Annotated in this window: 14 protein-coding genes; 3 read left to right on the plus strand and 11 right to left on the minus strand. The window is 64.4% G+C overall.

All coding sequences use genetic code 11. The annotated features are described in order from the left end of the window. Nucleotides 1-178 precede the first annotated feature (178 nt). From SPHV1_RS01620 to SPHV1_RS01665, 10 genes are all read right to left on the minus strand, one after another. On the minus strand, nucleotides 179-1,873 hold the full coding sequence (locus SPHV1_RS01620) for an ABC transporter ATP-binding protein (protein WP_054944373.1): 1,695 nt from the start codon (nucleotides 1,871-1,873) through the stop codon (nucleotides 179-181). A gap of 32 nt (nucleotides 1,874-1,905) precedes the next feature. Further along, a complete protein-coding gene (locus SPHV1_RS01625; RefSeq protein ID WP_054944374.1) occupies nucleotides 1,906-2,958 on the minus strand; it encodes an ABC transporter permease in 1,053 nt (350 codons plus the stop codon). 28 nt (nucleotides 2,959-2,986) lie between these two features. Next, nucleotides 2,987-4,414 carry a CmpA/NrtA family ABC transporter substrate-binding protein gene (locus SPHV1_RS01630; protein ID WP_231634389.1) on the minus strand — a complete coding sequence of 476 codons (1,428 nt, stop codon included), beginning with the start codon at nucleotides 4,412-4,414 and terminating at the stop codon, nucleotides 2,987-2,989. A 222-nt stretch (nucleotides 4,415-4,636) separates the two neighbouring features. Further along, nucleotides 4,637-5,845, minus strand: a complete 1,209-nt coding sequence (locus SPHV1_RS01635) for a CmpA/NrtA family ABC transporter substrate-binding protein (RefSeq protein ID WP_054944375.1) — start codon at nucleotides 5,843-5,845, stop codon at nucleotides 4,637-4,639. A gap of 1 nt (nucleotide 5,846) precedes the next feature. Next, nucleotides 5,847-6,425 (minus strand): ANTAR domain-containing response regulator, encoded by a 579-nt coding sequence (locus SPHV1_RS01640; protein WP_054944376.1) that lies wholly within the window; start codon nucleotides 6,423-6,425, stop codon nucleotides 5,847-5,849. 131 nt (nucleotides 6,426-6,556) lie between these two features. Further along, nucleotides 6,557-8,362, minus strand: coding sequence for a glycogen debranching protein GlgX (gene glgX, locus SPHV1_RS01645; protein ID WP_054944377.1), 1,806 nt, complete (start codon nucleotides 8,360-8,362; stop codon nucleotides 6,557-6,559). Further along, nucleotides 8,359-9,828: a glycogen synthase GlgA gene (gene glgA, locus SPHV1_RS01650; RefSeq protein WP_054944378.1), complete on the minus strand. Its 1,470-nt coding sequence runs from the start codon at nucleotides 9,826-9,828 to the stop codon at nucleotides 8,359-8,361. The genes glgX and glgA overlap by 4 nt, the downstream gene beginning before the upstream one ends. Before the next feature lie 4 nt (nucleotides 9,829-9,832). Further along, nucleotides 9,833-11,095 carry a glucose-1-phosphate adenylyltransferase gene (glgC, locus tag SPHV1_RS01655; protein ID WP_082430722.1) on the minus strand — a complete coding sequence of 421 codons (1,263 nt, stop codon included), beginning with the start codon at nucleotides 11,093-11,095 and terminating at the stop codon, nucleotides 9,833-9,835. Nucleotides 11,096-11,110: 15 nt separating this feature from the next. Continuing rightward, nucleotides 11,111-13,285: a 1,4-alpha-glucan branching protein GlgB gene (gene glgB, locus SPHV1_RS01660; protein WP_054944379.1), complete on the minus strand. Its 2,175-nt coding sequence runs from the start codon at nucleotides 13,283-13,285 to the stop codon at nucleotides 11,111-11,113. Beyond that, nucleotides 13,282-15,711, minus strand: coding sequence for a glycogen/starch/alpha-glucan phosphorylase (locus SPHV1_RS01665; protein ID WP_054944380.1), 2,430 nt, complete (start codon nucleotides 15,709-15,711; stop codon nucleotides 13,282-13,284). The genes glgB and SPHV1_RS01665 overlap by 4 nt, the downstream gene beginning before the upstream one ends. 231 nt (nucleotides 15,712-15,942) lie before the next feature. Between SPHV1_RS01665 and SPHV1_RS01670 the strand changes: the two genes are divergently transcribed. From SPHV1_RS01670 to SPHV1_RS01680, 3 genes are all read left to right on the plus strand, one after another. Continuing rightward, nucleotides 15,943-17,556, plus strand: coding sequence for an alpha-amylase family glycosyl hydrolase (locus tag SPHV1_RS01670; RefSeq protein ID WP_054944393.1), 1,614 nt, complete (start codon nucleotides 15,943-15,945; stop codon nucleotides 17,554-17,556). Nucleotides 17,557-17,640: 84 nt separating this feature from the next. Further along, nucleotides 17,641-18,918, plus strand: a complete 1,278-nt coding sequence (locus SPHV1_RS01675; RefSeq protein WP_054944381.1) for a sodium:proton antiporter — start codon at nucleotides 17,641-17,643, stop codon at nucleotides 18,916-18,918. 2 nt (nucleotides 18,919-18,920) lie between these two features. Next, on the plus strand, nucleotides 18,921-20,759 hold the full coding sequence (locus SPHV1_RS01680) for a DUF389 domain-containing protein (protein ID WP_054944382.1): 1,839 nt from the start codon (nucleotides 18,921-18,923) through the stop codon (nucleotides 20,757-20,759). Between the two features lie 7 nt (nucleotides 20,760-20,766). Here SPHV1_RS01680 and SPHV1_RS01685 read toward each other — a convergent pair whose 3' ends face one another. Further along, nucleotides 20,767-21,123, minus strand: coding sequence for a PilZ domain-containing protein (locus SPHV1_RS01685; RefSeq protein ID WP_054944383.1), 357 nt, complete (start codon nucleotides 21,121-21,123; stop codon nucleotides 20,767-20,769). Nucleotides 21,124-21,258: the final 135 nt, after the last annotated feature.

Raw genomic sequence — 21,258 nt, forward strand, 5'->3', positions numbered from 1 at the left:
CCCCTTCCGAATAGGAACGAAGGCAGACGCCGTTGCCCGCCGCTATGACCCTCTCCCTGCGCGAACCGTGCGATCCGCAGTGCGCGTCGGACGAACGGGCGCCATTGCCCGTCGCCGCCCCTCATGAGCGCGCGCGTTCGAGGCCGCCGCGCTTTGCGCGCGTGCGGCCTCACTTGTTTCAGGCGGCCTTTGCCGCCGGTCCGTGATCGTATTCGGCCAGGAAGTGCAGCACTTCCTGTCGGTATTGGTAGAACTTGGGATGATCGAGCAGCGCCTTGCGATCGCGCGGGCGCGGCAGGTCGACCTTGAGTATCTTGCCGATGGTGGCCTGCGGGCCATTGGTCATCATCACCACGCGGTCGGCCAGCAGGATCGCCTCGTCGACATCGTGGGTGACCATGATCGCGGTGACCTTGGTGCGGTTCCAGGTCTCGACCAGCACGTCCTGCAGGTCCCAGCGCGTTAGGCTGTCGAGCATCCCGAAAGGCTCATCGAGCAGCAGCAGGCGCGGCGAGAGCGCAAATGCCCGGGCGATACCGACGCGCTGGCGCATGCCGTTGGACATCTCGGCTGCCATCTTCTCCTTGGCATCGGCAAGGCCGACGCGGTCGAGGTAATAGTCCACGATATCCCGGCGCTCGGCCTTGGATGCATGCGGATAGACCCGCTCGACGCCCAGCGCGACGTTCTGGCGCGCGGTCAGCCAGGGCATCAGGCTCGGCGCCTGGAAGACCACCGCCTTGTCCGGGCCGGCAACGTCCACCTCGCGGTTGTCGAGAATGATGCCGCCCTTGCTGATCTCGTTGAGGCCGGCCGCCATCGTCAGCACGGTCGACTTGCCGCAGCCCGAGTGACCGATGAGCGAGATGAATTCGCCCTTGTCCATCAGCAGGTTGAAATCCTCGACGACGGTTAGCGGCCCCTTCGGCGTCGGGTAGACCTTGTGGAGCTTGTAGAACTCCATGTAGCGCCGCTCGACCGCGGATTTCGCCGCTTGCGTGTAAGCGGCGGGAAGCTCGGCCTCCTTGCCGGCGAACAGGTCCAGCGGCACCACTTCGGGCAGTTCGACCGAGCTTTCGCCGACGCTGGAACCCTGCTCGTTGAGCTTGCCGAGATAGGCGACAATCTGCTTGCGCAGCGACTGGAAGTGATGATCGTCGTTCACCGCCTCGCGATCGCGCGGGCGCGGCACATCGACATCGAAGATCCGCCCGATGGTGGCGGCAGGCGCAGGCGTCAGGATCGCGACCCGATCGGCCAGCAGGAGAGCCTCGTCGACATCGTTGGTAACGAGGATGATGGTGCGCTTTTCTTCCTTGCGGATCCGCTCGATCTCATCCTGGAGCTTGGAGCGGGTCAGTGCGTCGAGCGCGGAAAGCGGTTCGTCGAGCAGGAGGATCTCCGGCTCCATGGCCAGCGCGCGGGCCACCGAGACGCGCTGACGCATGCCACCGGAAAGCTGGGCCGGCTTGCGGTCCATCGCATGGCCCAGCCCGACCAGTTCGATCTTCTGCTTCACCAGCGCCGCACGGTCCTGCTTGCTGCGGTCCTTGTGGACGGCATCGACGGCAAGCGCGACGTTCTTCTCGACAGTCAGCCAGGGAAACAGCGAATAGGACTGGAAGACCAGACCTCGGTCCTTGTCAGGCCCGTCGATCTGCTTGCCGTGCAGCAGGATATCGCCCGCATCGGGTTCGATCAGGCCGGCGATCGATGAGATCAGGGTCGTCTTGCCTGCGCCCGAGAAGCCGAGGATGGCGATGAATTCGCCCTCCTCAACGTCGAGGTCGATGCCGTCGAGCACTTGCGTGACGCCGCCGTTCTGTCCCTTATAGGACTTGGAGACACCCTTGAGCGAAAGGATCGTGGCCATTGTCTGTTTCCTTCGGCTGGTGGGGTTGACGATCAGATCGTGTGGTTGCGGTTGGCGAAGGACTGAAGCATCATCATGATCCGGTCGAGCAGGAAGCCGATCAGGCCGATCACGATCACCGCGAACATGATCCGGGCGAGCGACTGGCTGGAACCGTTCTGGAACTCGTCCCACACGAACTTGCCGAGACCGGGGTTCTGGGCGAGCATTTCCGCGGCGATCAGCACCATCCAGCCCACACCCAGCGACAGGCGCATACCGGTGAAGATATAGGGCAGCGAACTGGGCAAGACGAGGCGCGTCAGCTTCGCGAACCAGCCGAGCTTGAGCACGCGGCCCACGTTGAGCAGGTCCTTGTCGATCGAGGCGGTGCCGATCGCGGTATTGATCAGCGTCGGCCACAGCGAGCAGAGCATCACGACGATGGCCGAAATGACGAAGCTCTTGGCCAGCATCGGATCGGCGCTGGAAACCGTGGCCGAGACGACCATGGTCACGATCGGCAGCCAAGCAAGCGGGCTGACCGGCTTCATGATCTGCACCAGCGGGTTGATCGCGGCATTGAACATCGGCGATAGGCCCGCGGCAAGGCCGATGGGCACCGCGAACACGGTCGCCAGGATGAACCCGAGCGCGACCGTCTTGAGCGAGGTCAGGACCTGATCGAGGAAAGTCGGCGGACCGGCATAGTCGAAGGCCATCGCCTGTGTGCCCGCCGCCATGCGGGCATCCTGGGCTTCATAGAACTCGGCCTTGGCCACGTTCGCAGCATGCCATTCATCGTACAGGGCAACACCCTGCTCGGCGACTTCCAAGGGGCCAGGAAGCGCGCCGAGCGAGGTGTCGACCTGCGGGGCGAGAGCCGCCCAGATGGCAAGGAATGCAGCAATCCCGAGGATCGGGGCAATCAGCCCCTTGCCGAGTTTCGCAATGACGTCCTGCACTTTGCCGAGAGCGGCCGGCGGCGCGGCCTTTTCGGCCTTGCTTTCGGACGCAGCCCTTGCGGTTGCGGTATCGGCCACGGGATTCTCCGACTGGGCCTGAGCCATTTCCTTCGGCTCCATATCGGCAAAGGCGGTTGCCATCGAAATTCTCCTCGGATTAGCTCGGGTGTCAGCTGCCGGTCACGCCGGAAGCCGTCACCTTCTGGCCCTTCTTCAGACCGATCTTGAGCGACTGGATATACCCGTTCGGCTTGTGGCCGTCGTAAGGGATGTGATCCATGAAGCCGTTGTCGACCGGCTTGAAACCGTCGGTTTCGGGGATAGCATCGGCGGGGATCACGCCCTTCTCTGCAAGGCCCCTGGCCGCTGCGAGATACAGGTCGGGACGATAGACGGCCTTGGCCTGATCGATGTACCACTGGTCATCGTGATCCTCGGGAATCTGGCCCCAGCGGCGCATTTGCGTCAGGTACCAGATCGCATCGGAATAGAACGGATAGCCCGCGTTCTTGTCGAAGAAGATATTGAAGCCCGGCGCATCGCGGGTGTCGCCCGGCTCGAACGTGAACTTGCCGGTCATCGATGCGGCAATGACCTTCTCGTCGGCGCCCACATAGTTGGGCTGCGAGAGGATCTTCACGGCCTCGGCGCGGTTCTTGCCGCCATCGGCATCGAGCCACTGCTGCGCCTTGATGATCGCACGAAGCATGGCTGCGGTCGTGCCCGGATACTTGTCGGCGAAATCCTTGCGCAGGCCGAAGACCTTCTCCGGATTGTCATGCCAGACTTCGTTGTCGGTGATGATCGGCACGCCGATCTTCTTCTGCACCGCCGCCTGGTTCCACGGTTCGCCCACGCAATAGCCTTCGATGGTACCGGCCTCGAGCGTGGCGGGCATCTGCGGCGGCGGCGTGACCGAGAGCTGGACGTCGGCATCGACCGTGCCACCGACATCGCCGGGGGTGTAGAAACCGGGGTTGAGGCCTCCGGCGGCCAGCCAGTAGCGCAGTTCGTAGTTGTGGGTCGAAACCGGGAAGACCATGCCCATGTTGAAGGGCTTGCCCTGCTGCTTGAAGCTGGCGACCACCGGCTGGAGGACCGCAGCCGAAATCGGGTGCTTGGGCTTGCCGCCTTCCATCGGCAGGTTCGGCTTGACCATGTCCCAGACCTTGTTGGACACGGTGATGGCATTGCCGTTGAGGTCGAGGCTGAGGGGGGCGATCAGGTCGGCCTTGGTGCCATATCCGATGGTTGCGGCGATCGGCTGACCGGCCAGCATGTGGGCGCCGTCAAGCTGTCCGCCGATCACGCCGTCGAGCAGGACCTTCCAGTTCGCCTGCGGCTCGAGCGTGACGTTGAGGCCCTCCTCGGCGAAGAAGCCCTTCTCCTTGGCAATGGCCAGCGGCGCCATGTCGGTCAGCTTGATGAAACCGAGCTTGAGCACCGGCTTTTCCACGCCGCCCGGCGCCGCTGCAGCCTTCACCGCGTCACCCGACGGTGCATCGCCCTTGCTGCCGCAACCGGCCAGCGCGACGCTGGCCATCAGCGCGACAACCGTAGCGCGACGCGTAAACCCGAACCCCCGCTTCATGCTCATCCGAACAAATCCCCAAGTTCATCAGGCAAACGCAAAAAACCGCCTCGACGCGAACCCAAACGGGTTACATCGGGCGGCTGCGTTGCCACTGATTTCTGATACCCGCAGGCCGATCTTTCGATGCTCCCGTCCTTGGGAGCCGACCGTTCTGCGTGACTTAGTGTTTAAGCGATTCGCCCGGCTCGCGTAAAGGACTTTTTGCACCGCACAACGAATTTGCGCTTACGCAAGCCGAGACAGGTAGCCCTCGATATCGCTCGGATCGAACACCTTCCCATCGAAAAACCTGTTCGGTTCCAACTGGATAGCGCCCTGCTGCGTACCCACGACCATGGACGTCTCGATACTGCCTTCGACCTTGGAACTGGCCCCCGGAAGCGGTTCCCCCGTGCCGAGCAGTGCACTGCGGTAAACGTCGGGGCGGAACACGCGTGCCGCCCTTTGCGCGTCCTTCGCATCGAAGGGTACGTTATCCCAGCGCACCATTTGCGTGTAGAGCCACTCCGCCTGGCTGACCCACGGGAAGTTGGCCGCCTCGCGGTACTGGAACATGAAATCGGGATAGTGGATCAGGGCACCGCCGCGCGCGATCAGCAACTGGTCGGAGATAGCCCGGCGGATCAGTTCGGCCGAACCGTCGAGGTATTCGGGCCGCGCGAGAATCTCGGCGTTGAGTTCCCAGTTCACCGGATCGACGAAGTGCGCCCCCGCCTTGCACAAGGCACGGATCAGGCGCTGCACGCCTTCACGTTTCTCGTCGAGAACCTGCTCGCGCAGGGCCAGCACCTTTTCCACGCCGCGCCGCCAGATCTGCGCAGTGGACAGGACGATTTCACCGGCGCCCTGCTCGACCGCAACGGAGTTCCACGGCTCGCCGACGCAGATCCCGTCGACTTCCCCCTGCTTGAGCGCATCGGCGCAAAACGGCGGCGGGACCGTGGTGATGTCGACATCGGTATCGGGCCGGATGCCGCAACCCGCCAGCCAGTAACGCAGCATGTAGTTATGGCTGGAATAGCGATGAACGACCCCGAAGGTCAGCGGCTTGCCGGCAGCCTTGCGTTCCTCTGCGATCACCTTGAGCGCCGCACCCACTTCCGCCGGATCGCCGATCTGCCCTTCGGGGCGAACCATGCGGGCGATTTCGGGCCGCAAGGTAACGGCATTGCCATTGAGGCCAAGGACGAAGGGAACCGAAAGCGACTGTGCCGGACGTCCGCGTCCCAGCGTCGCGGCAATCGCCAGCGGCGCGACAAGGTGCGCGGCGTCGCTGTGCCCGTAAAGCAGGCGGTCGAGAACGGTTGCCCAGCTCATGTCCTTCACCAGCGAGAGCGTGACGCCCTCTTCCTCGGCAAAACCATGTTCCTTCGCCAGGATCGGCAGGCATGCATCCACCAGAGGCAGGAAGCCGACGGTCAGCTCGGTACTCACGTCAATGATCCCCCATCAGCCGGTCGGCCGTCACGATGGCCTCGGCGATATCGACTATGCGCTTGCCCTGGTTCATCGCCGCCTTGCGCAGTTCTGCATAGGCCTTTGGTTCGGGCAAGCCCCTGCCGTTCATGAGAATGCGCTTGGCGGCATCGATGGTTTCGCGTTCGGCCAGCTTGCCCTTGGCGGCGGCAAGATCGTTTTGCAGGCGCGAAAAGGCATTGAAACGGGTGATCGCCAGATCGAGGATCGGACGGATGCGGTTGGGCGCCAGGCCATCGACGACATAGGACGAGACGCCCGCCTCGACCGAAGCGGCAATCGATTCGTCGTCCGCCTCGTCGACGAACATCGCAATCGGCCGGTCAAGCGCCCGGCTCACCGAGAAATATTCTTCGAGTACGTCGCGCGACGGGTTACCCAGATCCATGAGGACGATGTCGGGATTGATCTCACCGATCCGGGCCAGCAGGCCCCGACGTTCCGTCAGGACATAGATTTCGCAATCATCGAGAGCGGCCAGCCCTTCCTGGATGATCGAGGCGCGCGCGGCGCTTTCGTCGATGACGGCAATTCGCATGATTACCCCATTGTGCAGCGCAGCAGCGCCTTTTGGCAAGTGGCCAGATGCTCGATGCCCCCCCCGGGCGGGAGCGGGTCATTGCGGCAAAGCGCGCGGAAGGCAAGCGCGGCGTAACCGATCGGGTCGATTCAGATTGCAGTGAGGCGCACTTCGCGATCGTGACGGCGCACTTCGACGCGAATGCCGCCGTCCTCTTCGCGCGCCTCGTAAACGAAGCCTGCGCTATGCGGATTCTCCCAGTCGGTGACGGTCTTGGGGACGCCATCCAGCCTGTGCCATTCCACCGTATCGGGAAAGCGCGCGAACCATGCCCGCCGTTTCGCCCGCACGAGCGAGAGCCGGGCGACATGATCTTCCAGGCCGAGATCGCGGCTTTCCCAGTCGATCCAGCCGATTTCGTTGTCCTGGCAATAGGCGTTGTTGTTGCCTTGCTGGCTATGGCCGAATTCGTCACCCGCGGTCAGCATGATCGTCCCGGTCGAAGCGAACAGCGTGCCGAGCAGCGCCCGCAGGTCATGGGCACGCCTTGCCAGCACGTGAGGATCGTCCGTCGGCCCTTCGGCACCGTTGTTCCAGCTGAAGTTCTCGCCGTGCCCGTCGCGGTTCTGCTCGCCGTTGGCCTCATTGTGGCGATGCGCGTAGGAAACCGTGTCCGCCAGCGTGAAGCCGTCGTGCGCGGCGAGGAAGTTGACCGAGCGGCAGTCGGAATGAGGCCAGTGCGGCCCGAAGATGTCGGACGATCCTGCCAGCCGTGTCGCCAGCTTGCCCACACCCTCTTCCTCGCGCCAGAAGCGGCGGACGTCGTCGCGGAAGCGGTCGTTCCATTCCAGCCAGTGCGCCGGAAAATTGGCGAGCTGATAACCGCCCGGACCGATGTCCCAGGGCTCGGCGATCAGCACCCGGTTCGACAGCAGCGGGTCGTCGTCGATCTCGGTGAAGATCGGCGCGGCGGGATCGAACCCCGGCCCGCGTGCGAGGATGGGTGCAAGGTCGAAGCGGAACCCGTCGACACCGCACCGGCTGACGAAGTGGCGCATGGCATCGAGCGCGAGACGGCGGACGGCGGGATTGGCGAAGTCGAGCGTATTGCCGCAGCCGGAATCATTGATCAGCGAGCCGTCCGGCGCACGGCCATAGACTGCATCGTCAAGACCGCGCAGCGAGATCACCCCGCCCTCGACATCGCTTTCGCCGGTATGGTTGAATACAAGATCGAGCAGGACGCCGATCCCCTCGGCATGAAGCGCCGCGACAGTCTCGCGCAATTCGGTGATGCCGCCGGGGCACAGACCGGGATCGAGTGCCATCATCGCCACCGGGTTATAGCCCCAGGCGTTCACGAGGCCGAGCGGCGGCAAGTGCCGCTCGTCGATCCACGCCACCACGGGCATCAGTTCGACAGCCATGACATGGAGCTTTTTCAGGTGCGCCAGCACGGCCGGATGCGCCAGCGCCGCCACGGTCCCGCGCAGGCGCCGGGGCACCTCGGGATGGCACATCGTGAAGGCACGCACGTTGACTTCGTAGATCAGCCCGCCGGCGGCAAAATGCGGCGGCCGGACCGCGACGGGCGGGAGCGGCGCGGGAACGCGCGCCTTGGGAACGATGGCGGCGGTATCCTTGCCGAATGCCGACAGCCGCCGGTCCTGTCGGAAGCGGCGGTCCAGTTCCACGGCATAGGGATCGACCAGCAGCTTGGCGGAATCGAACCAGCGGCCCCGCTCCGGCGCCCACTCTCCAGCAGCGCGGTAGCCATAGCGCGTCCCGGTCAGGTCCCCCGGCAATTCGAGCGTCCAGACGTCACCGTCGCGCGCCATTTCGTGGCGTGTTTCCTTGCGGCCGTTGAACAGGCACAGCCAGACGCGCTCGGCTTTCGGGGAGCGCACGGCGAAGCGCGTGGTCCCGTCCTGCACCGTCGCGCCGAGCCGCGTCATGTCATCAGCGAGCGATAGAGATCGGCATAGGCCTTGCCGCTCGCCTTCCAGGAAAAGTCGCACTTCATCGCGTTCTTCTGGATCTTCTGCCAGACCGCGGGCTGGCGATAGAGATCGACGGTGCGGGTCAGCGCAGCGGCGAGGGCATCGTAAGTCACGCCGTCATGCTGGATGCCGGTGGCACAGCCCGCGGCAAGCGCGGCCGGGTTCGCGTCGATCACCGTATCGGCCAGACCGCCGGTGCGCGAGACCACCGGAACGCAGCCGTAGGCAAGGCCATAGAGCTGGGTCAGTCCGCAAGGTTCGAACCGCGATGGGACGAGGATCGCATCGCCGCCGCCCTGCATGCGGTGGGACAGGTCCTCGTCATAGCCGATGCGAATGCCGACGCGGCCGGGATGGCGCGCGGCGCCTTCGAACAGCTGCTGCTCGATATGCGGATCGGCCGAGCCGAGCAGCGCCAGCCTGCCGCCGATGCCGACGAGATGGTCCAGCACTTCGGGCAGGACATCCATGCCCTTTTGCCAGGTCAGTCGGCTGACGACGATGAACAGCGGACCGTCGTCCTCATCGAGATCGAACTCGGCTTCCAGCGCACGCTTGTTCGCCATGCGCCGCTCAAGCGTTCGCGCCGTGAAGGTAGCCGCCAGCGCCTTGTCGGTAGCCGGATTCCAGACATCGGTATCGATGCCGTTGAGGATGCCCGAAACCGCATGGCCGCGCGCAATGATCAGGCCCTCCAGCCCCATGCCGAACGTGCCGGAACGGATCTCGCGCGCATAAGTCGGGCTGACTGTCGTCACTGCATCGGCGCAGGCGAGGCCCGCCTTCAACATGCCGACGCCGCCGTGATACTCGACCCCGTCCATCGTCCAGGCCTTGGGCGGCAGGCCCAACTGCGCGAAAACCTCTTTGCCGAACCAGCCCTGAAAGGCCATGTTGTGAATCGTCACGACCGAAGGGATGCGCGCCTCGCCATAAGGTGCATAGCGCAGGTACGCACAGGTCATCGCTGCCTGCCAGTCGTGCGCATGGACGAGGTCGAAACCCTGCGGTTTGCCGCGCTTGACCATGGCGCCACCGGCAAGATCGGCCGCCGCCCGGCCCAGCGCCGCGAAACGCCGCCAGTTGTCGCTCCAATCCTTGCCCGAGATGTCGCTGTAAGGGCTGCCGTCGCGGGTGAAGAGCTCCGGCGCGTCGAGAACCAGCAGCGGATATTCCGCGCCCTTGGTTCCGATCTTGCCCGACAGCAGCCGCGCCGGCGTGCCGAGAAGCGAATCCCACTGGTGAACGGGCCGCGCCCGGGGCATCGCCTTGAGCACGGACGGATAACCGGGAAGCAGCGTGGTCATCGCCGCGCCATGATCGGCTACCGCACCGGGTAAAGCCCCGGCCACGTCGGCAAGCCCGCCGGTCTTGATCAGCGGAACTGCTTCGGACGCGACGCTCAGGACATTCAACGGCACTCGTTCACTTCTCCAGTCGCTGGATCATGGACTTGGTAATCAGGCATACACCGCTTTCGGTGCGGCGGAAGCGCTGGCCATCGAATACCGGGTCTTCGCCGACTACCAGCCCTTCAGGGATACGTACGCCGGAATCGATGATGACGCGGCTCAATCGCGCCCCGCGGCCGATGTTGCAATAGGGCAGGATCACCGCTTCATCGACGCTGGAATAGCTGCCCATCTTGACGCCGGTAAACAGCAGCGAACGCCGGGCGGTCGAGCCCGAGACGATGCAGTCGTTGGAGATCAGCGAGGATATCGCCATGCCGCGCCGCCCTTCCTCGTCATGGACGAACTTGGCGGGCGCGGCGACCACCGCGTCCGACCAGATCGGCCAGTCGCGATCGTACATGTCGAGCTTGGGCACGGTATCGGTGAGATCCAGGTTGGCCTCGAAATAGGCGTCCACCGTACCGACGTCGCGCCAGTATTCCTCGATCTCCTCGGCCGCGCGAATGCACGAATGGGTGAAGCGGTGGGCCTGCGCCTTCCCGTTCTTGACGATGTAGGGGATGATGTCCCCGCCGAAGTCGCGCTTGGAATCGGGATCGTCGGCATCGCGGCGCAACTGGTCAAACAGGAACTCCGTCTCGAAAACATAGATGCCCATGGAGGCGAGCGCCATGTCCTCCTGCCCGGGAATGCCCGGCGGATCGGCGGGCTTTTCGACGAAGGCGGTGATGCGATCGTCCTTGTCAACGTGCATGACCCCGAAGCCGGTCGCTTCCTTGCGCGGCACGACAAGACAGCCGACAGTGACGTCCGCGCCGGAATTGACGTGCTGCTGCAGCATCAGCTCGTAGTCCATCTTGTAGACATGGTCGCCGGCCAGGATGACCATGTACTTCGGCCCGTGCGCGGCAATGATGTCGATGTTCTGGAATACCGCATCGGCCGTGCCTTCGTACCACAGCATTTCGGAAATGCGCTGGCTGGCGGGCAGTATGTCGAAGCTCTCGTTGCGTTCGGGGCGCATGAAGTTCCATGCCCGCTGCATGTGGCGGATGAGGCTATGCGCCTTGTACTGCGTGGCGACGCCGATGCGGCGTATCCCGGAGTTGATCGCGTTCGAAAGGGCGAAGTCGATGATCCGCGTCTTGCCGCCGAAATAGACCGCAGGCTTGGCGCGATTGTCTGTCAGTTCCGCCAGACGGCTGCCCCGCCCACCGGCAAGGACATAGGCCATGGCATCGCGCGCAAGCGGCTGACCGATTGGACTTCTCATCACCCCTCTCCTGCTTCAGCCCGCATATTCGAGCATGATCGTACCCAGCGGCGGCAAGGTCACCGTTGCCGCGCCGCCTTCAGACTTCACCTGACCCAGGTTCCCCTTGCCCGATCCGCCGTAATGCGCGGAATCGCTGTTGAGGATCTCGTTCCACTTGCCCTCGTGCGGCAGCGGCACGCGGTATCCGCTGCGCAGCGCCGGGGTCATGTTCGATATCACCGCAATCGGCTTCGCGCCCGGCGCCTTGCGCAGCCAGGCGAAGACCGAATTCTCGGCATCGTCGACAATGAGCCATTCGAAGCAGCCCGCGTCGCAATCGCCGGCATGAAGCGCGGGCTTCTGGCGGTAGAGGCGATTGAGATCCTTCACCAGATTGCGGATGCCTTCATGCGCGGGGGCATCGCGCAGTTCCCAGTCGAGTGCGCGCTCCTCGCTCCATTCGCGCCGCTGCGCGAATTCCTGCCCCATGAACAGCAGCTTCTTGCCTGGATACCCCCACATGAGCGCATAGTAGGCCCGCAGATTGGCGAATTTCTGCCAGTCGTCGCCGCTCATCTTGTTGAGCAGCGAGCCCTTGCCGTGGACCACCTCGTCATGGCTGAGCGGCAGAACGAAGTTCTCGCTGAAGGCGTACATCAGGCCGAAAGTGATGTCCTTATGGTGGTAGCGCCGGTGGACGGAATCGCGGCTCATGTACTGCAGGGTGTCGTGCATGAAGCCCATGTTCCACTTGAAGCCGAAACCAAGCGAAGTGGGCCGCTCCCCACCCTCGGCATCGTAGGCAGGCTGGGTCACGCCGGGCCATGCCGTCGATTCTTCGGCGAAGGTCATGAAGCCGGGATGCGTTCCATAGAGCGCGCGGTTGGTGGCGCGCAGGAAATCCACCGCCTCCCAGTTCTCCCGCCCGCCCTGCGGATTGGGGATCCACTCGCCCGCCTTGCGCGAATAATCGCGGTAAAGCATCGAGGCGACGGCATCCACGCGCAGCCCGTCGACATGGTAGCGCTCGGCCCAGAACAGCGCATTGTTGACGAGGAAGCTGGAGACTTCGCGCCGCCCGAAATTGTAGATCAGCGTATTCCAGTCCGGATGATAGCCGAGCCTCGGGTCCTCGTGCTCGTAAAGCGCGGTGCCGTCGAAGCGGACCAGGCCGTGTTCGTCGGTGGGAAAGTGCGCCGGAACCCAGTCGAGAAGCACGCCGATGCCGGCACGGTGCGCACCGTCCACGAACCGTGCGAAGCCCGCCGGCTCGCCGAAGCGGGCGGTCGGCGCAAACAGGCCGGTGGTCTGGTAGCCCCACGAGGGATCGTAGGGATGCTCGCTGATCGGCAGGAACTCGATATGGGTAAAGCCCATGTCGACGACATAGGGGATGAGCCGTTCGGCCAGTTCGTCCCAGTTGAGAAACCAATTCCACTGGTCGCGCTGCCACGAACCGGCATGGACCTCGTAGATCGAGATCGGCACCTTGCGCGGATCGACCGATGCCCAGTGTGCACGATGCGCCTCGTCTCCCCAGTCGAGCTTGGCCGGGTGCGCAGTCATCGAAGCGCTCTTGGGGCGGATCTCGGCCATGAAGGCAAACGGATCGGCCTTGAGCGGCTGCACCGCGCCGTCGGCCCCGACGATGTGGTACTTGTAGGCGCGATAATCGCCGATGTCGGGAATGAAGATCTCCCAGACGCCGATGTCCTTGCGATGGCGCATGACATGGCGGGCCGGGTCCCAGTCGTTGAAATCGCCGACCACGCTCACGAGCCGGGCGTTGGGCGCCCAGACGGCAAAGTGGACGCCGCTCGCCCCCTGGTGATCGATGATGTGGGCGCCCAGCTTGTCGAACAGGCGCTGGTGAGTGCCTTCCGCGATCAGCAGATCGTCCAGCGGACCCAGCACCGGCCCGAAACTGTAGGGATCGGTGACGAGCCAGTCATGCGCACCGGCGCTGCAGCGATAGCGCACCGGCTGCGGATCGCCCTGCAGCTTGCCTTCGAACAGGAAGCGGTCATCGACCTTGTCGAGCGCGCCGAGCGCCTTGCCGTCGAGACTGAAAGCCTCGACCGTATCGGCTCCGGGCAGGATCGCCCGGGCGAAAGTGCCGGTCGGACCGGAATACATTCCAAGCAACGAAAAAGGATCGGCGTGAGAACCTAGAAGAAGGGATTCAAGGGCGCTCTTCGTTGGCTTCACATGACCTTCCAGATGTCTTTGGCATATTCCGCGATGGTCCGGTCCGAGGAGAACCAGCCGACATTGGCGATGTTGCGGATCGCCGCTTTGCGCCAGCCCGTCTTGTCTTCCCAGCGCGCATCGACCGAGCGCTGGGCCGCGGAATAGCTGTCGAAGTCGGCCGCGCACATGAACCAGTCATGGTCGTAGATGCCGCCGACAAGTCCGGCATAGCGGTTCGGATCGTCGGGCGAGAACACCCCCGAGGCGATCGCGCAGAGTGCCTGCCCCAGTTCGCGCGAACCTTCGATGATTTCGCGCGGATTGTACCCGTCGGCGCGCTTTTCCGCCACCTGTTCGGCGGTGAGGCCGAAAATGACGATGTTGTCGTCTCCGACATGGTCCCTGATCTCGACATTGGCGCCGTCGAGCGTGCCGATGGTGAGCGCGCCGTTTAGCGCGAATTTCATGTTGCCGGTGCCCGAGGCTTCCATGCCCGCGGTCGAGATCTGTTCCGACAGGTCCGCCGCCGGGATGATCCGCTCGGCCAGGCTGACGTTGTAGTTGGGCACGAAGACGACCTTGAGCAGCCCGCCAACCGAGGGGTCGGCGTTGACCCTGCGGGCGATGTCGTTAGCCAGTTTGATGACGAGCTTGGCGTTGTGATAGCTCGGCGCAGCCTTGCCGCCGAAGATCTTCACGCGCGGGATCCAGTCGCGTTCGGGATGGCTGCGGATCTGGTCGTAGAGCGCCACCGTCTCGACCAGGTTGAGCAGCTGGCGCTTGTATTCGTGGATGCGCTTGATCTGCACGTCGAACAGCGAATCGGGATCGAGGCGGATGCCCATGGTCCGCTTGATGTAATCGGACAGTGCGACCTTGTTCGAACGCTTCACCTCGGCGATCCGCTCACCCAACGCGGCATCGCCGGCCAGCGCATTGAGGTCGGCCAGCTTGGCGGCATCGTCGAGGAATTCATCGCCGATTGCATCGCGGATGACCTTGGTCAGCCCGGGATTGCACTGCTGCAGCCAGCGGCGCGGAGTGACGCCATTGGTCTTGTTGTTGATCCGATCCGGATAGAGCCGATGCAGGTCGGCGAAGACCGTCTCTTTCATCAGCTCGGTATGCAGGGCCGCCACGCCGTTGATCGAATGGGCGCCGGCAAAGGCAAGGTTGGCCATGCGCACGCGCCGCTCACCGCCCTCGTCGATGAGCGAGATGGCCGCGATCTGCGCGTCGTCGCAACCTGCCTTGCGCGCCTCGCGCAGGACGCGGCTGTTGATCGCGTAGATGATCTGCATGTGGCGCGGCAGCAGCCGTTCGAACAGCGGCAGCGGCCAGGACTCCAGCGCCTCGGGCAGCAGGGTGTGATTGGTGTAGGAAACGGTCTTCTGGCACAGCGCCCAGGCTTCGTTGAACTCCAGCCCGTGTTCGTCGACGAACAGGCGCATCAGTTCAGCCACCGCAACCGATGGGTGCGTGTCGTTGAGCTGGATCGCGGCCTTCTCCGGCAAGGTACGGATGTCGCCATCGTACTGCATGTGCCGGCGCACGATGTCCTGCACCGATGCCGCGGTGAAGAAGTACTCCTGTCGCAGGCGCAGTTCCTGCCCGGCCGGGGTCTGGTCCGCCGGATAGAGGACGCGCACGAGGCTGTCGGCCCGCACCTGCTCTTCCAGCGCCCCGAAGTGGTCGCCCGCATTGAAAGCGTCGAGCCGGATCGGATCGAGCGGGCTCGCGGTCCACAGGCGCAGGGTATTCACCCGCTTGCCGCGCCAGCCGACGACCGGCGTATCGACGGCCGTCGCCTCCACCGCCTCGGCGGGATTCCAGGTCACATGGTCGCCATTGGCCACGACCTCGCCGCCGAAGCCGATCCGGTAGGAACACTCCATCCGATCGAATTCCCAGGGATTGCCGTGGGCCAGCCAGGTCTCGGGCAGCTCGACCTGCCAGCCGTCGCTGATGCGCTGGCGGAACATGCCGTTCACGTAACGGATGCCGTAGCCGTAAGCGGGAATGTCGAGCGTCGCGAGGCTTTCCATGAAGCAGGCGGCAAGGCGCCCGAGGCCACCGTTGCCAAGCGCCGCGTCGGGCTCGAGCTCTTCAAGTTCGGCAAGATCGAGCCCATGGGCCCGCAGTGCCTGTTCCATCTCGCGGGTCATGCCCATGTTGGACAGTGCATCGCGCAGCAACCGCCCGATCAGGAACTCCATCGAGAGGTAGTACACGCGCTTGTCGCCGGCGTCGTAAGTGCGGCGCGTCGATTCGATCCAGCGGTCGATGATGGCATCGCGCAGGGCATAGATCGACGCGTTGTACCAGTCGTGCTTCTTGGCTGCCTTCTCGTCCTTGCCGATGCGGTGGCGCAGGACACGGACGATATGTTCGTCGAACTCCGACTGGAAGGCGGTCTTGGAATCGAGGACAGGATCAGTAGCCACGGGCGCACTCCTGAACAGGCCGTCCGGGCCGCCCGTTCAGGCGCCAGGATGCGGCACCGATTATCGCCGATACGGGGGCGACACCCTCCTCTCGATCCCAATCTTCCGAAGACATGGCTAGCACAGCCCCGCCCCGCTACAAGTGCCATTGTGCACTGCCGCAAAAAATTTGCGCACGGCGTCAATCGGTGATCTATGTTCGCGCAGAGTCCTCAGCCGCGAAAGGTGCGCATGAGCCTGCCCGAGACCGCTACTGCGACGCCTTGGTGGAAGGGCGCCGTAATCTACCAGATCTACCCGCGCAGTTTTCAGGATTCGAATGGCGACGGCATCGGCGACCTGCCCGGAATCACCCGGCGGCTCGACCATGTCGCATCGCTGGGCGTCGACGCGATCTGGATCTCGCCCTTCTTCACCTCTCCGATGCGCGATTTCGGCTACGACGTGGCCGACTATTGCGATGTCGACCCGATCTTCGGCACCCTTGCCGACTTCGACGCGCTGGTCGAACGCGCGCACGGTCTGGGGCTCAAGGTCATCATCGACCAGGTCTATGCCCATACATCGGACCTGCACCCCTGGTTCACCGAGAGCCGCGCCTCGCGCAATGGCGACAAGGCCGACTGGTACGTGTGGCACGATCCCCGACCCGACGGGGGGCCACCCAGCAACTGGCAGTCCGTATTCGGCGGCCCGGCCTGGACCTGGGACGCGCGCCGCCGCCAGTACTACATGCACACGTTCCTCAAGGAGCAGCCGCAGCTCAACATGCATGAACCGGCAGTGCAACGGGCCGTGCTGGACGTCGCACGGTTCTGGCTGGACCGGGGCGTCGACGGATTCCGCCTCGATGCGCTGAACCACGCGATGCACGATCCACTGCTGCGCAACAATCCGCCTGCCCCAGAGGACGGGCGCGTCCGGACCCGGCCCTTCGACTTCCAGCTCAAGACCTACAGCCAGTCGCACCCCGACATGGTCCACTTCGTGCGCAAGCTGCGCGCGCTTTGCGATGAATATGGCGCCGGCGCGATCCATACCGTGGCCGAGATCGGTGGCGATGAACCGCAGGCGGATCGACGGGCCTACACCGCAGGGGAAGACCGCCTGAACAGCGCCTACGGCTTCGACTTCCTCTATGCACCGCTGCTGAGCGCCGATGTTGTCGCCTCGACGCTGGAACGCTGGGCCGACGGGCCGGACGAAGCGGCAGGCTGGCCAAGCTGGGCCTTCGAGAACCACGACGCGCCGCGCGCCGTTTCGCGCTGGTGCGCCGAGGGCGACATGGCCCGTTTCGCCCGCACCAAGCTGGCCCTGCTGCTCGCCCTGCGCGGCAATGCGATCATCTACGAGGGCGAGGAACTGGGCCTCGAACAGGACACCATCCCCTACGAACTGCTGCAGGACCCGGAGGCAATCGCCAACTGGCCACTGACGCTCTCACGCGACGGGGCCCGCACGCCGATGCCCTGGGACGAAAGCCCGCAAGGCGGGTTCACCACCGGCACGCCCTGGCTACCCCTCTCGTCCCGCAACCTCTCGCGCGCCGTCTCCGTGCAGGAACAAGACCCGGAAGCACTCCTGCAGTTCACCCGCAAGCTCCTGGCGCTGCGCAAGGCCCATCCCGCGCTACGGTTCGGCGATCTTACCGCGTGCCGGGCGCAGGGCGACCTGCTGTCCTTCACCCGCACTCTGGGTGAGACGCGTATCCTGTGCCTGTTCAACCTGGGCGCAGAGCCGGTCGCCTTGCCCGAACATGCACAGGGGGAAGTGCTGCTGCTCGTCAACGGCGACGGCGACGGCGCCCTTCCCGGCTTCGGCTCGATCTGGCTGGAACTGGGCTGACGCGGCGGCGCGCGAACGGCCACGCTCTCCGATTCTGTCCGCCCGAGCTAGGAAATCGTTGCAGGTCAGGCTAATGTCGCGTCCATGCATGACCTGACCGCGTTCGACGCCGCCGCGATCCTCATCGTCCTTGCTGCCGGGCTCGGTTACTTCAACTACCGCGTTCTCAAGCTGCCCTCGACCGTCGGACTGACGGTCATGGGCACGCTCGCCTCGCTGCTGATTGTCGCTTACGACAAGCTGGTGCCCAGCAGCACCATGGCCGAGAAATTCGGACGCTTCCTCAACGACATCGACTTCAGCACCACGCTGATGGAGGGGATGCTATCGTTCCTGCTGTTCGCCGGTGCGATGCACGTGAGCTGGTCGAACATGCGCAAGGGCCGCTGGCCGATCCTGGTCTTCAGTACCGTGGGCGTAATCCTGTCGACGGCAATCGTCGGCTTCGCCTTCCACTACCTGACCATGCTGCTCGGCCTCACCGTGCCCCTCATGTGGAGCCTCGTCTTCGGCGCGCTGATATCGCCGACCGACCCGGTCTCGGTCATGGCGGTGATGAAGCGTGCGGCCATGCCCGATACCCTGCAGGCCACGGTCGCAGGCGAGAGCCTGTTCAACGACGGTATCGGCGTCGTCGTCTTCACCATCCTGATCTCGCTGGCGACCGGCGCCGAGACCTTCAGCTGGTCCTTCGCCATCGGCCACTTCGTGCAGGAAGCGCTGGGCGGCGCCGTGCTCGGCCTCGTGGTCGGCTGGATCGGCTACGTCGCGATGAAGTCCATCGACGAGTACAACATCGAGGCGATGATCAGCCTTGCCGTCGTCATGGGCGGCTACAGCATCGCCATGGCGCTCCATGTCAGTGGGCCGGTGGCGATGGCGGTCGCCGGTCTGATCATCGGCAATGCCGGTGTCGCCCATGCCATGAGCGACGTGACGCGCGACTACATCATCAAGTTCTGGGCTCTGATCGACGAGATCCTCAACGCCGTGCTGTTCCTGCTGATCGGCCTCGAGGTCATCGCGCTCGAATTCGAGAACATCTACATGCTCGCCGGTCTGGGGGCGATCGTCATCGTGCTTATCGCCCGGATGATCGCGGTCGGCGTACCGCTGGCGGCCATGAAGAAGATGATCGACATGGGCCCGCTGGCCTTTCCCACGCTGGTCTGGGGCGGGCTTCGCGGCGGCATCTCGGTCGCGCTCGCGCTTTCCCTCCCCGCCTCGATCATTCGTGACGAACTGCTGGTCGTCACCTACATCGTCGTGCTCTTCGCGGTTGTTGCGCAGGGCAGCACCATTTCCGGCCTGATCGGCCACATCAGGAACCGCCAGGCAACGGCCCCGGCACAGAAAGCCTGACCATGAACGATACTCCGACGGCCATGCCGGATGACCCTTTGCCGGGTCAGTCGAACCCGCCCGGCACCGACCGCCGATCCTTCCACGATGCACGCGAACCGAACGCCGAATTCGCGAAGAAGGTGGAAGCCGCGTGGAAGAAGCGGCCCATGTGGATCCGCCGCGCCGAGGCCTTCGTGCACCTCGTGCGCCTGCGCCTTGCCCATGCGGTGCTGCTGCCCCAGCTGACGCCGGATCAGGCCTACGACTTGCGCCAGCACGTGCGCAAGGACGGAGAACTGACCAACGGCTACATCCTGATGTGCGCCCTTGCCGCGGGCATCGCCACTCTCGGCCTGCTGCAATCCTCGACCGCAGTCGTCATCGGCGCAATGCTCGTCTCGCCGCTGATGGCCCCGATCGCATCGATGGGCTTCGGCTTCGCCTCGCTCGACGGCCACCGCATCCGCGACGCCGCCAAGGTCGTGGCGGTGGGCGCGGCCATCGGCATTCTCACCGGCATGCTGCTGACCTGGCTTTCGCCGATCCGCAACGCCACGCCGGAAATCCTCGCGCGTACCGAGCCCAACCTGCTCGACCTTGCCGTCGCCTTGTTCTCCGGGATCGCGGGTGGCTATTCGACGGTAATCGGCAAGGGCGGAACCGCCATCGGCGTTGCCATCGCGACCGCGCTGATGCCGCCACTGACCGTCGTGGGCTATGGCATCGGCGTGTTCCAGCCGATGTTCGCGATGGGCGCGCTGCTGCTGTTCCTGACCAACCTCGCCGCGATCACTTTTGCCTTTGCGCTTATCGCGCGCCTTTCCGGGGCCGCTCGCCCGTTCGGCAAGGTGGAATGGACGCCCCGCTACGTGACCATACTTGTCGCGGCCTTCCTCGCGCTCGGCACGCCGCTGTCGATGACGCTGATGAAGCTGTCGACCGAGGCCAAGATCCGCACCGCCGCGCGAGCTGCGATCCTGCAGGCCTGCGGTACCAAGGGCGTCACCATCGCCCAGCTCGACGTCAAGTCCAGCGTATTCAGCGCGCCATCGGTGGACGCCCTGGTGATCGCCCGCCGCTATACCTCCAACGCCGAGGCATCTGCCGAGGAACTGATCCACAAGGCGCTGGGCGACGAAGTGACGATCAATCTCCAGCAGGTCCTGGCCGCCGACGTGCAGGCCCAGACCCGTGCCATGGTCGACGCCGCCATGGAGCGCACCGCAGCCGGCATCGCTGCAGACGTTCCGCCATTCAATGCCATCCGCCAGAGCGTGGGCCTGCCGACACGCTCAGTCTGGAGCGACCGCGCCCAGCGCATGGTCTACGTCGAGCCGATCCCTGCGCCCGGCTGGACCCTGGCGGACTATCGCACGACCGAACAGGCCACGAGCAAGGAGACGCAGGGCTGGACGGTCAGGATCGTGCCGCCGGCACAGGCCGAAATGGAAGTCGCCCTTTCCGGCGAGAACGGCATGAAACACCCGGAAGGCGCGATTTCCGCCGATCTGGCGCTATGGGCCCTGCAACGCTGGGGCATGGCCAGGGTCACGGTTTCGAGTGGCGACGAGGAACACCTTGGCGCGCTGGTGAAGTTCTTCTCCGATGCCGGGATCGAAGTGCATATCCGGCATCTTGTGCCCGACCCCGCCGCCTCGCCGAAGCCGAAGGACACGGCAAAGCAGAAACAGGCGCAGGACGGGGAAAGCCCGAGACTGGTGCCAACGGCAACCGTCAGCGTCTACGGTCAGAGCCCTTCGCAGCAGGCTGCCGAAGCCGCACGCGCTGCCGCACAGAAGGCGGCAGCGGAGAAAGCCGCAGCACCGAAGGCCGCGGCGCAGCAGACTTCGGGGCGATAGACCGCTCTCAGGCAGTCATCCGAAGTGGCGGCGAAGCCGAATTGCGCACCGAAGTCAGGAACGTGCGGTGGTTGCGGTGCAGGTGCTCGACGACCGGCGCATAGAGTGGCTGGACGAAGCGGATGCCAGCCTCGCGGCCAATGACCCAGCGCACTTCGCCACCCAGTCCTTCGAGCATTTCGGGGCGGACCACGACGATGTCGCCGACCCGCAAGTTCACCGCGCAGCTCTTGATTCGGCAACCGCCGGTGGAAATGTCGTAGACCATCACCTGGTCGCGAAACCCGTTGCGCAGGCGGCAGACGGCAGGGACCATGACGGACAACCTCTCTGCCTGGCGCGATGCGCGATCACCCTGATCCATTCCTGTAACTCCGACCCGTTTTTCTCTGCCGGGAAGATGCGACCCTTCGCCCGGCTCATGATCGGATAGGACGGCGACGGCGAAACAAGGTTAATAAGGGCAGGCCCTGAGTTCACCCTTAGGATTGCAGGAATA

Source organism: Novosphingobium sp. KN65.2, from assembly GCF_001368935.1.
In the GTDB taxonomy this organism is placed as follows: domain Bacteria; phylum Pseudomonadota; class Alphaproteobacteria; order Sphingomonadales; family Sphingomonadaceae; genus Novosphingobium; species Novosphingobium mathurense.

What these genes read in the sequence shown, in the direction of transcription:
- SPHV1_RS01620 (WP_054944373.1), bottom strand. Translation starts at nt 1,873, where the DNA reads ATGGCCACGATCCTTTCGCTCAAGGGTGTCTCCAAGTCCTATAAGGGA.
- SPHV1_RS01625 (WP_054944374.1), bottom strand. Translation starts at nt 2,958, where the DNA reads ATGGCAACCGCCTTTGCCGATATGGAGCCGAAGGAAATGGCTCAGGCC.
- SPHV1_RS01630 (WP_231634389.1), bottom strand. Translation starts at nt 4,414, where the DNA reads ATGAGCATGAAGCGGGGGTTCGGGTTTACGCGTCGCGCTACGGTTGTC.
- SPHV1_RS01640 (WP_054944376.1), bottom strand. Translation starts at nt 6,425, where the DNA reads ATGCGAATTGCCGTCATCGACGAAAGCGCCGCGCGCGCCTCGATCATC.
- glgX (WP_054944377.1), bottom strand. Translation starts at nt 8,362, where the DNA reads ATGACGCGGCTCGGCGCGACGGTGCAGGACGGGACCACGCGCTTCGCC.
- glgC (WP_082430722.1), bottom strand. Translation starts at nt 11,095, where the DNA reads ATGAGAAGTCCAATCGGTCAGCCGCTTGCGCGCGATGCCATGGCCTAT.
- SPHV1_RS01670 (WP_054944393.1), top strand. Translation starts at nt 15,943, where the DNA reads ATGAGCCTGCCCGAGACCGCTACTGCGACGCCTTGGTGGAAGGGCGCC.
- SPHV1_RS01675 (WP_054944381.1), top strand. Translation starts at nt 17,641, where the DNA reads ATGCATGACCTGACCGCGTTCGACGCCGCCGCGATCCTCATCGTCCTT.
- SPHV1_RS01680 (WP_054944382.1), top strand. Translation starts at nt 18,921, where the DNA reads ATGAACGATACTCCGACGGCCATGCCGGATGACCCTTTGCCGGGTCAG.
- SPHV1_RS01685 (WP_054944383.1), bottom strand. Translation starts at nt 21,123, where the DNA reads ATGGATCAGGGTGATCGCGCATCGCGCCAGGCAGAGAGGTTGTCCGTC.